The following is a 14,771-nucleotide window of genomic DNA, read 5'->3' as shown; positions in this document are numbered from 1 at the left end:
TTCGATAGCGGCCGCGCATCACACCAAGGCGGCGCCGGACACAGGAGCAGCAATGAGCAATCCACTCATCGAACTCCGGGGCGCGACGAAGCGCTTTCCCGGAACCGACGGTGGCATCCACACCGCGGTGAAGAACATCGACTTCACCGTCGCGCCAGGCGAATTCGTCGCGGTGGTCGGCCCGACCGGCTGTGGCAAGTCCACCACCCTCTCCCTGGTCTCGGGCCTCGAGCCCACCTCGGCGGGGCGCACGCTGGTGCGCGGCAAGGATGTCGACGGCATCCCCGACGCATCGGCTACATGTTCCAGCAGGATGCCGTGCTGCCGTGGCGCAGCGTGCTCGACAATGTCGCGCTCGGCCCGCGCTTTCGTGGCGTGTCCAAAGCCGAGGCGAAGGCGAAGGCCGCCGAATGGGTGCGCATCGTGGGTCTTGCTGGATTCGAGGACTATTACCCGCACCAGCTCTCCGGCGGCATGCGCAAGCGCGTGGCACTGGCCCAGACCCTGGTGAACGAACCCGAGATCATGCTCATGGACGAGCCGTTCAGCGCGCTCGACGTCCAGACTCGCCAGCTCATGCAGGACGAACTGCTGCGCGTGTGGGCAGGCACCGACGCCGCGGTGATCTTCGTGACCCACGACCTCGAGGAGGCCATCGCCCTGGCCGACCGGGTCGTGGTGATGACCGCGAGCCCCGCGACCGTCTGCGGTGACTTCCGCGTAACCCTCGAACGTCCGCGCAATGTCGAAGAGGTGCGCCTCACCGAGGAATTCCGCGACCTCTACCGGGAAATCTGGGAAACGCTGCGCGATCAGGTCGAGGCGGCTCGCACGAAGGGAGCGACCCGTGTCGCTTGAGACGATGACCGCGATCGCCGCGACAGCGCCGGAGGTCGAGGCGGAATCCGAGGAGCAGATCCTGGCCCGGGTGAAGGCCAAGAACCGCAAGTCCAAGCTGCGGGTGTGGGGTCTGCGGGCCGCGCTGATCGTGCTGTGGCTGGGATCGTGGGAGCTGGTCGCCAGCGTCTGGATCGACCCGTTCTTCTACTCCAAGCCCTCCCTGATCTGGGATCGGCTGGTCGAATGGTTCACCGAGGGAACGCAGTTCGGGTCGATCTGGCTGCAGATCTTCACCACCGTGCAGGAAGCCGTGCTCGGCTTCGTGATCGGCACCGTCGCCGGTGTCGTGCTGGGCACCTTGCTCGGCCGCAGCCGCTACTGGGCCGACGTGCTCGCCCCGTTCATCAAGGCGCTCAACGCCGTGCCCCGCATCGTGCTGGCCTCGCTGTTCATCATCTGGTTCGGCTTGGGTCTGAGTTCCAAGGTCGCGACCGTGGTGGTGCTGGTGTTCTTCGCCGTGTTCTTCAACGCCTTCACCGGCGCCAGGGAAGTCGACGGCAATGTCATCAACAACGCCCGCATCCTGGGTGCGAGTAAACGTCAGATCCTCGGCTCCATCGTGCTGCCCAGCGCCACGACCTGGATCCTGTCCAGCCTGCACACCGCCTTCGGGTTCGCGCTGATCGGCGCGGTCGTCGGTGAATACGCCGGTGCCAGTAAAGGTTTGGGCCTGCTGATCTCCAACGCCCAGGGCACCTTCGACGCGGCAGGCATCTACGCGGGCATGATCATCATCACCGTGGTCGCCCTGATCGCGGAATCGCTCATCGGCTTCGCGGAAGGGCGGCTGCTGAAATGGCGTCCCTCGCAGGCACAGTCGGGTCACGGGGTGTAGACGATGAGATACCGCAAGCCCTTCGCACTGGCGCTGCTCGCGATCAGTTCGCTGCTGCTGGCCACCGGATGCCGCGATTCGCGGTCCATCCCGATGGCCGACGGCAGACCCCAGATCACCATCATGGTCGGCGGTCTGGAGAAGGTGATCTACCTGCCCGCGATGCTCGCCCAGCAGCTCGGTGCGTTCGAGGCCAACGACATCGACGTGAAGCTGCTCGGCGAGCAGTCCGGCGCCAGCGCGGAAACCGCCCTGCTCACCGGTGACGTCCAGGCCGTGGTCGGCTTCTACGACCACACCATCGATCTCCAGGCCAAAGACCAGTGCCTGCAGACCGTGGTCCAATTCGCCGACGTGCCAGGCGAAGTGGAACTGGTCTCCACCGCCGACGCCGACGCCATACGCTCGCCCGCCGACTTCCGCGGCCGCAACCTCGGCGTCACCTCGCTCGGCTCGTCGACCGACTTCCTCACCCAGGCGCTGGCCGGTCAGGAGGGTCTGAGCACCTCCGACTACACCAGGGTGAAAGTCGGTGCGGGACAAACCTTCATCGCGGGCATGAACCACGACGGCATCGACGCGGGCATGACCACCGACCCCACCGTGGCGAAAATGGTCCAGTCCGGTGACGCGAAGATCCTCACCGACATGCGCAACGAGGAAGGCACCCGCGCCGCACTCGGCGGCCTGTACCCCGCCTCATCGCTGTACATGAAGTGTGACACCGTTTCCGCGCACCCGGAGATCGTCCAGAAACTGGCCAGCGCCTTCGTCCAGACCCTGCGCTGGATCGACACCCACAACCCCGACGAGATCGCCGCGAAGATGCCGTCCCAATACGCCGGCAGCGACCCCGCCCTCTACGCGAAATCCATCCGCGACTCGATCGGCATGTTCAACGGCGACGGCCTGATGAAACCCGATGGCGCCCAGAACGTCCTCCGCATCCTGGGCCGATACTCCCGCAATGTGGCCCCCGTCCGGGACCGCATCGACCTCGAAGCCACCTACACCAACCAATTCGTCGAACAAGCGCACCGAACCCCGGCCCAGTAACGCCATCGACCCCTGCCGTGACTCATGGCAGGGGTCGATGCGTGTCTATCGGTAGGCGGGTTCGTTGTCTTCGCGATAGATCGCGATGGCCGATTTCATCAACCGCACCAACGACCCTCGGGCATCGCCGGTATCACCCGGTCGCGCCTTGATCACAGAGCCTCGTTCGGTGACCAGGTAGCGCCCATCCGGGAAATCCATCACGTGGAAGCCCTGTCCGGGTTGTGGCCGGTTGTCCGTCGCGGCGCCCGGATAGCCCGCCACGTATACCAGCGTCGACCGGGGTCGCCCGAAGAAATCATCCGCCTTCTGCTGCGGCGTGCGCCGGTCGGCCGCCCACGGATCGTAGGGTGCTTCCTCGTCGAAGTCGTTGCTGTTCATCGAGAACACGTCCCCGCCCGCCGCCCCCGTCTTCGGCAGCCGGGCAAGGAGCTTGTCGGGCAGCTGTTCGATCTCGAGCATGCTCATCCGGATGTCACCGCCCTCGTGGTCGAGCGGCACCCGCTGCTGTTCCACCAGCACCGCCTGCTGCCCCCGCACCGCCGCGAACGACCGCAACTTCTCCCCGTCGCCGTACCCGGCGAGCTCGAATCGCGCTTCCGGCTCGAGCAGAATTTGCAGCGCCGCGTCCAGCGAGTGGTCGAACATCGGCAGAATCCGGTGGGCCTCGTCCTGCCACAGCCGGTCGTAGTCGTCCACGGTCACCGCGTCCGCCTGCGTTTGCAACGGATAGGGGAGCACATCGCGATCCGCCGCGCGCCACAGCACCGTGAACCCGAGCGCACTGAACTGCCACTGTCCCTGGCTCATGCGCCGATCACCGGTGGCACCGTCTTGGCCCGCTGATCCTCGCTGAGCCCCGTGAGTTCTTCACCGTTCTCCTGATTGATCAGATAGTCCTTCGTCCCGGATTCCTTCTCGTCATCGCCCTTCCCGCCCTTCCCGCCACCGGCACCCATACCGCCCATGCCCGACATCCCGCGGCCCGAACCGGCGGAACCCGCCCCTCCTGCACCGGCACCGCCCTTTCCCGCAGCTGCGCCACCCGGAGTGCCCGGAACGGCCGCTCCTGGCACACCGGAACCCGGTGTCCCCGCACCGGGCGAACCGCCACCCGGAGAACCGCCGGTCCCCATCGGCGTCGTCGACGCGGGAGTGGTGCCGGTCGGTGAAGTCGGCGTGGTCGGCACGGTGGACTGCGGTGTCGTCGCCGCAGGCTCCGTGCTCGACGGTGTCGTGTCGTCGCCGGTGTCGTCGTCGGAGGGGTCCTCCGTCGTCGGCGTCTCGGTGGTCGGCTGTTCGGTCGTGGGCTGTTCGGTGGTGGGCTGTTGCGTGGTCGACTTCTTGTCGGTGGTGTCGTCCTTGCTGCCGTTGTCATCGCCCGGCTTCGAGCCGGTATCCAAGGGGTTGTACGGCTGGGGGACGAGTGGGACGTCGGTGTCCGCGATCTTGATCGCCTCGTAATAGATGCCCTTGACCACCTCCGCCCCTTCCGATTTCGCGGTATCGGCGTTGTGGCTGTCCATCTTCCAGGTGGGTCCGGGGATGTAGCTCGCGATCCCGCTGAGCGTGGAGCCTTCGTGCGGCTGGACCCGATCCTTGGCGATCTGCATGGCCGACTCGACCACCTTCACCTTCTCGGCCATCATCTGCGCCGACGACAGCAGGTTTCCCGACTTCTCGACATAGTCCTTGATGCCCGCACCGGCGCTGGCTCCCGCGTTACCGGTCCACTTCTCCCCGATCGCTTTCCCGATTTCGGCGTCGTAGGTCTTGAAACCCTGTTCGAGCTTGTTGCGCAGGGTCTCCCAGCGGGTGTGCAGCGTGTTGACATCGGTCATCGACATCGCGGAGACCCGCTCGTACAGGTCCGACATCTGACTCGGTTCGTCGTACGAGACGACCTGCGGCTTCTGATAGGCGCCGTCGAATTCGTTTTTCAACTCCGCCAACCGATTCCGTGCGATATGCGCGTCCGGGCTCTCGTCCGTCGAGCGGGTCGGCTTGCTACCGTCGGCGTAATCCTTCAACGAGAGGTATGTGCTACCTCCCGGAATGGAGTTGACGACTGCCCTACCGACGACATTGTCCAAGAATGACATTCTTAACCACCACTGGGAAGGTTGGCGCCCTGTGAAGTCAGCGCTTGCGCTTGGGCTACTTGCTGGTCTTCGTACTTCTTCACCGAGATCTCGATGGTGTCGCGGATGAGCTCGAGGACCGCGATATGTTCCTCGAAGGCGGTGTTGAAATCTCGTTCTCCACCAATGGCTTTCATGCCCAGCATCTTGGCGAGTTCGTCGGCGGCAGTGAACCGTCCAAGGCCGGTGACCGTCGATAGCGGTTGCAGGTCGCTCTTGAGCCGGATGAACAGCGCTATCTGATTGTTGCTCGCATCGCGGCAGCTTGTCGCAACCGAGGGATCCAGGTAGAGGCGACCAGCTTTTGCCTCCTCGTTCAGGTATTGCCAGCGGGACTTCTCATCAGTTGGAGCCATCGCACCCCCTAATCTTCTAGATGGTTCACTTCGGAAACAGTGGAACAATCGCTTCGGCAATGGGATCGAGACGCTCGCAGGGCGGCATCGACTTCGACTTCGTACTGATATTCAGCAGGTCGATTTGTGCGAGCCCGCTTGCGGTCGGGAATGCGATGGAGCATTCCTCGTTCGCGTCGTTGTGGGTTTGCCGGTACTGCACGCCGCTACGTCCCGCGACGACGACATCAGTAAATGCGATATTTGTAGGTTTTTCTCGCACTTCTTTGACAGTGTGGATCGTCGAATACACGTGGATGCCGTAATTCGGAGGGAACTCGGCATCTTCCCACCCGCAGATCTTCCACCCTGGTTCTTCTGCCCCAAGAATCCCCGACCGCTCGGATGCCACATCCAACCCTAGGCTCGTAAGCATCGAGTCGGGGATCTGCGTGCACGGATCCCACAATGCAGCGGTAGCCGCAGCTTGATCCGTGGTCGCACTCGGTTGCGCGTTCCCACTCTCAGTGGAAGAACACCCCGCCACCGCAAGCACCCCACACAACACCGCGCTCACCAACACAGACCGTCGCCGCACGAGCATCCTCCGTCTTCCCCGATCACCGAGCCACACCGTCCGGCCGAGCCCGCACCAACCCACGGCCGTCCGCATGCTCCCCGCACTCGGCCACCCCGTCGTTGCGCACAGCCTACGACACCACTGCACCCAATTCACCTCACCGCCCCCGCCCCATGAAACCTCCTCGACTCCACCGAGTTCCGCCGTGCGAGAGTGCAGACAACCTTCGACAACAACCCACGGCGACACCCGACGGTGGCGAGTCATGCGCTCGAACATCGATCCACCCCACCCACAGCATCACACTCAATCGGCCACTGAGATGGCACTCCTTCACACCCTTAGACGCACCGAAGCCCCTTCCGGTTCCATCGATTTCACCGCACGGACCAACCCTGTCGTATCCGCTACGCTCGGCCATTGGCACTGCGTGCCGCAGGTCTGACATACCGGTATTTCCGGTCGTTGTGGCCTGGTCGATCAGGTTCGACATCGCAGGTCGCGGGCAGGGTGTGCCTGCCGTCCTGGGGTGGCATCACACGAGGGGCGGGGCAGCGAAGATGACAAGCGCAGGCGGGGAACTCAGCATCTCCCCGGACAAGATCAAAACCCACGCCACCAACGTCACCTCGGCTGGTTCGGGGTTGACCGAAGCACTCGAAGCAGCCCAAGCCGTCTCGGCCCCCTCGGATGCGTTCGGGAAACTGTGTGCCTTCCTCGGGCCGTTGTTCGTCGATTCGGTCGAGACCGATGGCATCGACGCGATCCAGGCCGCGATCGATGCCTTCGGTGACACCAGTTCGAACCTGACTGCGGTTGCTGATGCGTTCACTACCCGTGACACCACCAACGCCACTGCGCTCAAGACTCAAGAGTCCGGTCTGTAATGGCCGCGAACCCGTTGATCGCGGCGAAGGAAGACACCACCGACTGGTCCACCGGTATCAGTTTGGTCAGCTCGGTCACCGACCTGTCCGACGCGATCTCGGGCGGTTCCTGGATCGAAGTCGGTCTGGGTGTCGTCGGTCTCGGTGCCGAAGCAGTCTCCCTGGTGGTCGACCCGCTCGGTACCTTGGCTGGTTACGGCGTGGGTTGGTTGATCGAACACTGCCAACCCCTCCAAGATGCACTGGATTGGATCGCCGGCGATCCCGCCCAGATCGAGGCCTACGCTAAAACCTGGGACAACGTCGCCGCCCGGATCAGCGAGGTAGCGACCGCCCAAAACGCCGCGGTCACAGCCGATGTCGCGGATTGGACCGGTCAAACCGCCACCGCCTACAAGTCAGCGGCGTCGAACACCACGAACCTGCTCACCGCGGCCAACACCGCCGCGACCGCGGCAGCCTCGGCGATCCGGATGGCGGGTGGGATCGTGGCCGCGGTCCGCGAAACCGTGCGTGACCTGGTCGCCCAAACCGTCGGTCGCCTTGCGGTGTGGGCGGCGGAGTTGGTGTTCTCGGTCGGTTTGGCGACTCCGTTGGTCGCGGTCCAGGCCACCGCGTATATCGCGAAGACTGTCGCGACGATTTCGAAGTTGTTCTCGAAGTTGGCTAAGACGATGTCGAAGCTGAAGCCGTTGCTCAAGCAGTTGAAGTCGGCGTTCGGTGATATCGCGAAGGCGTTCAAGAATACCCCGTCGAAGACCTCGAAGAACGCTGACACCACCACCACTAGTCCTGCGGCCGCGAAGAACACCGACACCTCGACAACACCGTCGACTACGAAACAGCCGGACACGCCCACGAATCCGGCCAGTACACCTGATACACCGTCGAAGACAACTGATAACCCGGACACCCCAGGGACCACGAAACCGGCGAGCACGCCGGAGACGAGCAAGCTTCCCGACCAGTCCGGCTCCGAGAAGCCGGACCTGAACAAGACCGCGAAGCAAACCACCGACTGCGGTGACCCGGTCGACGTCGCGACCGGTGAGTTCCTCCTTCCTGCAACCGATGTCGAACTCCCCGGCGTGTTGGCGTTGGTACTCACCCGTCGCCATCGCTCGTCGTATCGCTTCGGCCGATGGTTCGGGCCTTCCTGGGCCGCGACACTGGATATGCGGGTCGAAGTCGACCAGGTCGGAGTCCGCTTCGTCGGACCCGACGGTGAGCTGTGGCAGTTCCCCCACACCGCCCCGGACCTCCCAGTTCGTCCGGTACACAAGGGCATTCGCGCAACCATGACCCGCACCGAAACAGGCGGATACTCAGTTCACGACCCAGACCGCGAGCTCACCTGGAGCTTTCGGCCCACCGCAGCGTCGGCCGGTTCGGAAACCCCTCTCGGCACCTATCCGATCACCGAGATCACCGATCGCCACCACAACCGAATCACCTTCCATTACAGCGACACCGGCCACCCCACCGAAGTCACCCACTCCGGCGGGTACCGCGTCCGGATCGACACCACCGACGACCGTGTTACCGCCCTGACAGTGCTCGGTACGACCCCGACCGGTGAAGCGCTCGAAACCATTGTCCGCGAATTCGGCTACACGGCAGGTGATCTCGTCGCCGTGACCAACGGTGTCGCCGCGACTACGACCTTCAGCTACGACGAACAACACCGCATGCTGTCATGGCGCGACTCCCGCGGCACAGAAATGCACAACAGCTACGACCGATCCGGACGGGTCATCAAGCAGGTCGGCACCGACGGCATCCTGTCAGCGACTTTCGCGTATGAACCGCTTCCCGAATTCGGGCGCTCGCGCACCCACCATACGAACTCCCTCGGCGCCACCACCACCTTCGAATTCGACGAAGACCTCTGCCTGCGCAACCTGATCGACCCACGCGGCGCGACATCGATCACCGACTACAACGAGTACCGCCAACCGGTCCGCTACGTCGATGCCTACGCCAACACCACCATCTACCTCTACAACCCCGACGGTGACCTGGTCCTGGTTCGACGCCCCGACAATGCTTCCATCACAGTCAGCTACGCCGCACCGCGACGTCCTGCCACGATCACCGATGTCGACGGCACCACCATCACCCGCACTTATGATGAGACCGGCAATCCCACCACCACCACCGACGCCGACAGCGTCTCGACCGCTTACACCCACCACCCGTGCGGTGCTCCGGCGTCGATCACGCTCTCGACCGGTGCCGCCGCCAGTATTGATGTCGATGCGGCCGGGCTACCGATCCGAATCACCGAACCTGGGAACGCTGTCACCACCGTCGAGCGCGACATGTTCGGCCGACCGGTCACAATCACCGATCCCCTCGGCAACATCAGCACTAAGGAGTACTCGGTCGAGGGAAAGCTGGTGTCGCGCAACGATGCTGACGGCACCGCACAGTCGTGGGCCTATGACAGCGAAGCGAACCTGCTCACCCACACCAACCAGATCGGCGCCATCACCCGCTACACCTACGGCACTTTCGATCTGGTCGCCACTCGCGAAACCGCTGATGGTGCAGTTACTTCCTACACCCACGACACCGAACGTCGACTCACCTCGGTCACCAACCCCCTCGGCGACACCTGGACCTACGAATACGACCCGTCCGGCAACGTCTGCACCGAAACCGACTACAACGGCTCAGTTACCCAGACCGAACACGACCTCCTCAATCGGCCCGCCATCATCACCACACCCACCGGGGTCCAACGCCGCCACACTTATGACATCCTCGGCAGGTTCGCCGGCGTCAGCACCGATACCGGCGAATGGATCACCAACGCATATACCCAGACCGGACAACTCACCACAGCCCGAAATGGTGTGTACGACGACACTATTCACGCGGTCACCTTCGCCTACTCGCCGGCTGGACGAGTCTTGACCCAACACGTCGACGGACGCCCCCTCACTTACGATTACGACGAGCACGGCCGCCGCGTTCGGTATACAACCCCGAGCGGCGCAGCGACCGACTACGAACACACCCCGACCGGTCGGATCGCCGCCCTGACCACCAACGGCCACCGATTCGACTTCACCCATGATTCGAACGGCCGCCAAAACAGTTGGCACACCGTCGGAATAGGCCAACACAACACCTATAGCCCCGCCGGTCACACCCTCAGCCGCGAACTCATCCAACTCGACCCCCGCACCGCTGACCCGATCCGGCTACTCGAACGCGACGAATATGCCTGGCGCCCAGACGGATACATTACCAGCCACACCATCACGACACCCTCCAACAGACGTCGGCGCGACTACACCCTCGATGCGATCGGGCGCATAACTCACATCGATGTTCCAGGCGGCGGTGCCTCCGAGCAATACAGCTACGACGCTCTGTCGAACCTCGTCACCGCCGACATTTACACGTTACCGGCACCATCTGATCCCGTTGTCCCCGAATATAACCCCGCCGAACCTGCGAGTGATTCGCGGTTCGAGTACCGCGAGAATCTCCTCGTACGCGCCGGCCGCACGCGCTTCCACTACGACACCGCCGGCCGCCTCATCCGCAAAGAGAAAACCCGGATCTCCCGCAAACCCGCCATCTGGCACTATCGCTATAACGCTTTTGACCAACTCATTGAAGTCAGTACCCCCGACAACGCCACCTGGACCTACACCTACGACCCCTTCGGCCGACGTACGACCAAACAACATCACGGCAGCGAAACCCGCACCGAATTCGCCTGGGACGGAGTCCACCTCACCGAACAATCCACCACTACCCCTTCATACGTCCGAATCCACACCTGGACCAACCATCCCACGTCCCACATCCCTCTCACCCAATCGGTCGACGGCCAATTCTGGGCAATAGTCACCAACCTGCAAGGCAGCCCCACTCATCTCGCCGACCCCGTCAGCGGCGAAATCGCCTCAACGGCCACCAGCACTCTCTGGGGTAGAACCGTGTGGACTGGCCCTGAAATGCCCCATCGGTTCCAGGGGCAACAATACGACACCGAAACAGGTCTTCACTATAACTACCATCGGTATTACGATCCGGAGTCGGCTAGGTACCTTACACAGGATCCGTTGGGGCTCTCGCCGTCTCCCAATCCCAATGTCTATCCTCATAATCCGCTTACGTGGCTCGATCCTCTAGGGCTCGCGTGTAAGGACAACCAATATTTTGATTCCCGGCGAGAGGCATTTAACGCAGCACTGGATCGCGCCGGCGTTCCTCGTTCTCAGCAGCCAACTCATCAATGGGAGGTCGGTGACGACTACAATAGGCAAAATCACAGCAATTATCACTACTCGGAAAATCCAGGTGCTCACGGGCGTTACTATCAGTATGAAACGCCTGAAGGAAGTCGAGTAATCGTAGAGCACACCAATGACCCACAAGCTCCTCACCCGCACTTCCATGCCGGTCAACCGCAGGAAGACGTAAACGTAATCGGCCCGAATAGCCAAGACATGCGGGGTAAGATTTACAAGTCGGTCGGTGGTGACCACCACTTGTACTATACGGGAGAGTAGTAGATGGCGAGTGAGGAACTTCGCAGCAAGCTGGCGTTGCTTCGTGAGCGAAAATTGGCAGATCGACTATTGGTTCGATTCCGGAACATCGAAATAGTTCGGTACCGTACCAACGGCGATATTCCAATTCGCATGAGGGAGTACTTCATTTCGTGTACAAGCATGGACGCTGTTCCGCAATCGCTGGCCGACCACACGCTAGATACGACAGAGGTGTCCGAGTGGCGTAGGCAGATTTTGGAATTATCGGGTATTGGGCAAGAATTCCTGTTCCGCACGGGAATGGAACACTTTCCGTGGGCGGAGTGCTTGGCTTCGTCTAGCGAATGGATAGACGAGCTATTCGATGTGAGGGAGAACGACGTTGCAATCGTATCGAACGATCTCGTGAATTGCCTACGCGTCTACGAAATGGAATACCAAACCGTGGCCTTTTGGATTTAGTGGACCTGGCATCAAATATATGGCTCCCTATGGTGCACTGCTAATGTCCTAGCTGAATATAGAATTCCAACATTTCTACTTCCGCGACTAATGGGAGGCAACGTGTGACAATCGAAGATCTGTACGGATCGCGGCCCGATCTGTTGCCGAAACGCTGGTTAGACTCGCTCGACATGAAGGTGGTCGCCATCGTTCGTGGATTGGCAGGACCGGAGTACGGCTGCTCGGTGTCCATGAGCATGTTGCGTGCGAGCGAGCGAGCCTTGGTCGGTTTCCGTGGAATTCCGATGGTACGGTCAAATGGGTTCGAAGCAGGAATCGCTCATTCTTGCAGATATCGAATTTAATATTGAAGAATCGGCCAGTGCCTTGCGTAGATTCCTGCCCGGGGACGGCCGAGTGCTAATATTCTGGGGTAGTCTCACATTGCCGACGGTTGCGATTGGGACCGACTTTATATTGAGTCATTTTGATGAGATATTCGATCGAGATCCGGAGTTCTGGATATATTCTGCAAGTAACTCGGTCCTGGTAGAGAATTCATTCGCGGGGCACCTGCGAATTGCCCGCATTCCAACCGGGGGAAGCGGCGGGGAAAGCTTTGTTTCGAAATAGAAGAGCGACGAGAAGATCTATTTCGATGTCTTCCTCACCGCGACCGAAGCTCGCGGTGGACTGGTCGGGCGGAAGGATCTGAACTTTCGTGATGAAATCCACACATGACGCACGCTGGTACTGATGTTGTGGCCGCGGCGAATGAGGAGGGTAGGGAATTCTCGCCGGACTACGCTTGGGAGATCAATCTTGCGACCCACGAACGTGAATATGTGAGGTTGATCGTATGCGTACGGGCCGAAACCCTATTGCCGCAGCTCTCGCTGAGGCGAATCCGGTTGCGACGCCGTCGACAGCAGCCGACGGAATCCTGGCAGACGGCACCGATCGTGAAGCAGTTCGCAGACCGTGTCGGCTTGCACCTTGCGCTGAGGGAAGCCAATCGCGATAAGCAAGTGCGCGGCGGTGATGTCCGCTTGCCGACCAACCTCGGCCGGTGCCGGATTAGTCGGATGCCGGAGTCAGTGCGCTTGTCAAGGCTGGAACCGCAAGGGTGCGTTGCCATGGGCGCGCACCGCCGGCGAGAAGGAAGGCCTCGATCTTCGCGGACAACTCTTCGGGGGTGCCGACGTTCTTGTAGTCGGGGAGCCCGTCCCAGCAGAGACGGCGGACCAGTTCGGGGGACAGCAGGTTCTCTACCGGGATGGAGTGTTCGGTGGAGAGTTCGCCCATGGCGCCGCGGGCGGTGGTGAGGCGGGCGGCGGCGATGGGGTCGCGGCGTTCCCAGCGGTTGACCGGGGGCGGGCCGTCGAAGGGGAGGGTGAGTGGGGGGAGTTGCTTGTCGGGGAGGGTGCGGCCTCGTTCGACGGCGGCCAGCCAGTCGCGCGAGTAGCGGCGCTGGCGGGGACCGCCGAAGACGGGGAGGGTGCGCAGTTGGGCGATCGAGCGGGGTTCGCTGGTGGCGGCGGTGACGATGGCCGAGTCGGGCAGGATGCGGGCGGGGGCGACGTCGCGGGCGCGGGCGAGTTCGTCGCGGGTGGTCCACAGTTCGCGCACGATCGCCAGTTGACGGGTGCGGCGCAGGGTGTGGATGCCGGAGGTGCGGCGCCAGCGGTCGGCTTTCGGAGCGGGCGGGTCCATGGTGCGGACGTGCTCGAATTCCTCTGCGGCCCAGTCGAGTTTGCCCTGGGCGTCGAGGTCGGCGGCGACGGTGTCGCGGAGTTCGAGGAGTAGTTCGACGTCGAGGGCGGCGTAGTTGAGCCATTCGTCGGGCAGCGGGCGGCTCGACCAGTCGGCGGCGCCGTGGCCCTTGCGCAGGGAGCGGCCGAGGAGGTTTTCGACCATCGCGGCCAGGCCGACGCGTTCGTAGCCGGCGATGCGGCCGCCGAGTTCGGTGTCGAACAGGCGGGCGGGGCGCAAACCCAGTTCGGCGAGGCCGGGCAGGTCCTGGTCGGCGGAGTGCAGGACCCATTCGAGGTCGTTGATCGCCTCGGCCAGCGGGGTCAGCGCGTCGGTGACGGGTATCGGGTCGATGAGGAACGAGCCCGCGCCCTCACGGCGGAGCTGGATCAGGTACGCCCTTGCCGAATAGCGGAAACCGGACGCGCGTTCGGCGTCCACAGCCAGGGGACCGGTGCCCGCGGCGAGGGTTTTGGCGGCCGCGGCGACCTCGTCGGCGGTCGCCAGCACAGGTGGAACCCCCTCGGCAGGGGCGAGCAGGGGCTCTGCTGCGGTGGGTTCCTCGGCGACCGACATAAACGTGAACTCTACGTGGCGATCAAGGGCGATCGGTGCGGGTATAGGACTCCGGTCGTAAATGAGTGACCCCGGCGGGGGGTAACCCGGCGGCGAAGGCCAGCACTTCGCAGAATGCCTCGACGTGTCGGCGCATCTCGGTGGTCGTGGCCGTCCACGACGCGCGCAGTTCGAGCTGGTGCGCGCGGGGTGGGCCCGCGATATCGCCGTAGCGGACCGAACTGGTCGCGGTGACCGTGCCGCCGAGGGCGGTGAACGCTTCGCCGCGCGATTCGAGGGAGTCGACCAGCCAGCTCCACGCCACCTCGGGTAAGAGGGGGTCGGCGGCCAATGCGGCGTCGATGTCGGCCTGGATGTAGGCGACGAGCCGGAACACACCGTTCCAGGCCTCGTCGCCGTCGGGGTCGTGGAGCAGGATCAGCCTGCCGAACGCGTCGCCCTCGGAGTCGGTGGGCACCACCGGACTGTCGGGGTGGATGACCTCCGCCCCGAGCGCATAGGAGAACGGCGCCAACCGTTGCGGGGGACGGATCGGCGCCAGCTCGATTCGGGGGTGCACTGTTGCGGTGCCCATCGCATCGACCGCCGCCCGAAAAGAAGCAGGCTCGCGGGGCGTTCCCCCGGTCGGTGCGGCGCCGTCGCGGATGTCGAGCGGTGTCACGAGGAGGAACGGTAGACCGTGGGTGCCCGGCGCCGTCGGAGGCGCGCCGCCGTGCGCGTTGCGTGCGGGTCGCGTTGCGTAGGGTGCATT

The 14,771-nt window shown here is 63.1% G+C and carries 12 protein-coding genes and 1 pseudogene; 6 read left to right on the top strand and 7 right to left on the bottom strand.

All coding sequences use genetic code 11. The features are described 5' to 3' along the window. Positions 1-18: 18 nt before the first annotated feature. Complete coding sequence (locus ACWGCN_RS10005; protein WP_452458468.1) at positions 19-204, bottom strand: hypothetical protein; 186 nt, start codon at positions 202-204, stop codon at positions 19-21. On the opposite strand from ACWGCN_RS10005, the pseudogene ACWGCN_RS10000 reads away from it, so the two are divergent. From ACWGCN_RS10000 to ACWGCN_RS09990, 3 genes and pseudogenes are all read left to right on the top strand, one after another. Beyond that, positions 128-858, top strand: a pseudogene (locus ACWGCN_RS10000) (ABC transporter ATP-binding protein). The gene ACWGCN_RS10005 and the pseudogene ACWGCN_RS10000 sit on opposite strands and share 77 nt — an antisense overlap. After that, a complete protein-coding gene (locus ACWGCN_RS09995; protein WP_378988671.1) occupies positions 848-1,735 on the top strand; it encodes an ABC transporter permease in 888 nt (295 codons plus the stop codon). Before ACWGCN_RS10000 ends, ACWGCN_RS09995 begins: the two are co-directional and overlap by 11 nt. A 3-nt stretch (positions 1,736-1,738) precedes the next feature. Beyond that, entirely contained in the window at positions 1,739-2,791 is a 1,053-nt protein-coding gene (locus ACWGCN_RS09990) for an ABC transporter substrate-binding protein (protein ID WP_452458458.1), read from the top strand. 45 nt (positions 2,792-2,836) lie between these two features. On the opposite strand, the gene ACWGCN_RS09985 is transcribed toward ACWGCN_RS09990, so the two are convergent. The 4 genes from ACWGCN_RS09985 to ACWGCN_RS09970 form a co-directional block, all read right to left on the bottom strand. Beyond that, complete coding sequence (locus ACWGCN_RS09985; RefSeq protein WP_452458457.1) at positions 2,837-3,601, bottom strand: ESX secretion-associated protein EspG; 765 nt, start codon at positions 3,599-3,601, stop codon at positions 2,837-2,839. Continuing rightward, positions 3,598-4,743, bottom strand: coding sequence for a hypothetical protein (locus ACWGCN_RS09980; protein ID WP_387442539.1), 1,146 nt, complete (start codon positions 4,741-4,743; stop codon positions 3,598-3,600). The genes ACWGCN_RS09985 and ACWGCN_RS09980 overlap by 4 nt, the downstream gene beginning before the upstream one ends. 152 nt (positions 4,744-4,895) lie before the next feature. Then, a complete protein-coding gene (locus ACWGCN_RS09975) occupies positions 4,896-5,288 on the bottom strand; it encodes a hypothetical protein (protein ID WP_452458456.1) in 393 nt (130 codons plus the stop codon). Positions 5,289-5,313: 25 nt separating this feature from the next. Beyond that, the gene (locus ACWGCN_RS09970; protein ID WP_452458455.1) at positions 5,314-5,871 is read right to left on the bottom strand and encodes a DUF3558 domain-containing protein; all 558 of its coding nucleotides are present in this window, start codon (positions 5,869-5,871) and stop codon (positions 5,314-5,316) included. Positions 5,872-6,314: 443 nt separating this feature from the next. Here ACWGCN_RS09970 and ACWGCN_RS09965 point away from each other — a divergent pair, with 443 nt between their 5' ends. From ACWGCN_RS09965 to ACWGCN_RS09955, 3 genes are all read left to right on the top strand, one after another. Further along, positions 6,315-6,734, top strand: a complete 420-nt coding sequence (locus tag ACWGCN_RS09965; protein WP_452458454.1) for a type VII secretion target — start codon at positions 6,315-6,317, stop codon at positions 6,732-6,734. Then, complete coding sequence (locus tag ACWGCN_RS09960) at positions 6,734-11,266, top strand: DUF6531 domain-containing protein (RefSeq protein WP_452458453.1); 4,533 nt, start codon at positions 6,734-6,736, stop codon at positions 11,264-11,266. The genes ACWGCN_RS09965 and ACWGCN_RS09960 overlap by 1 nt, the downstream gene beginning before the upstream one ends. A gap of 744 nt (positions 11,267-12,010) precedes the next feature. Beyond that, positions 12,011-12,325 carry a hypothetical protein gene (locus ACWGCN_RS09955; RefSeq protein WP_452458452.1) on the top strand — a complete coding sequence of 105 codons (315 nt, stop codon included), beginning with the start codon at positions 12,011-12,013 and terminating at the stop codon, positions 12,323-12,325. Positions 12,326-12,769: 444 nt separating this feature from the next. On the opposite strand, the gene ACWGCN_RS09950 is transcribed toward ACWGCN_RS09955, so the two are convergent. Beyond that, the gene (locus ACWGCN_RS09950; RefSeq protein ID WP_378988689.1) at positions 12,770-14,020 is read right to left on the bottom strand and encodes an HRDC domain-containing protein; all 1,251 of its coding nucleotides are present in this window, start codon (positions 14,018-14,020) and stop codon (positions 12,770-12,772) included. Positions 14,021-14,042: 22 nt separating this feature from the next. Continuing rightward, positions 14,043-14,594: a DUF3000 domain-containing protein gene (locus ACWGCN_RS09945; protein ID WP_378989124.1), complete on the bottom strand. Its 552-nt coding sequence runs from the start codon at positions 14,592-14,594 to the stop codon at positions 14,043-14,045. Positions 14,595-14,771 lie beyond the last annotated feature (177 nt).

Source organism: Nocardia sp. NPDC055050, assembly GCF_053608345.1.
Note: the sequence above shows the minus strand (reverse complement) of the source record. Positions and strands in the feature narration are given on the sequence as shown.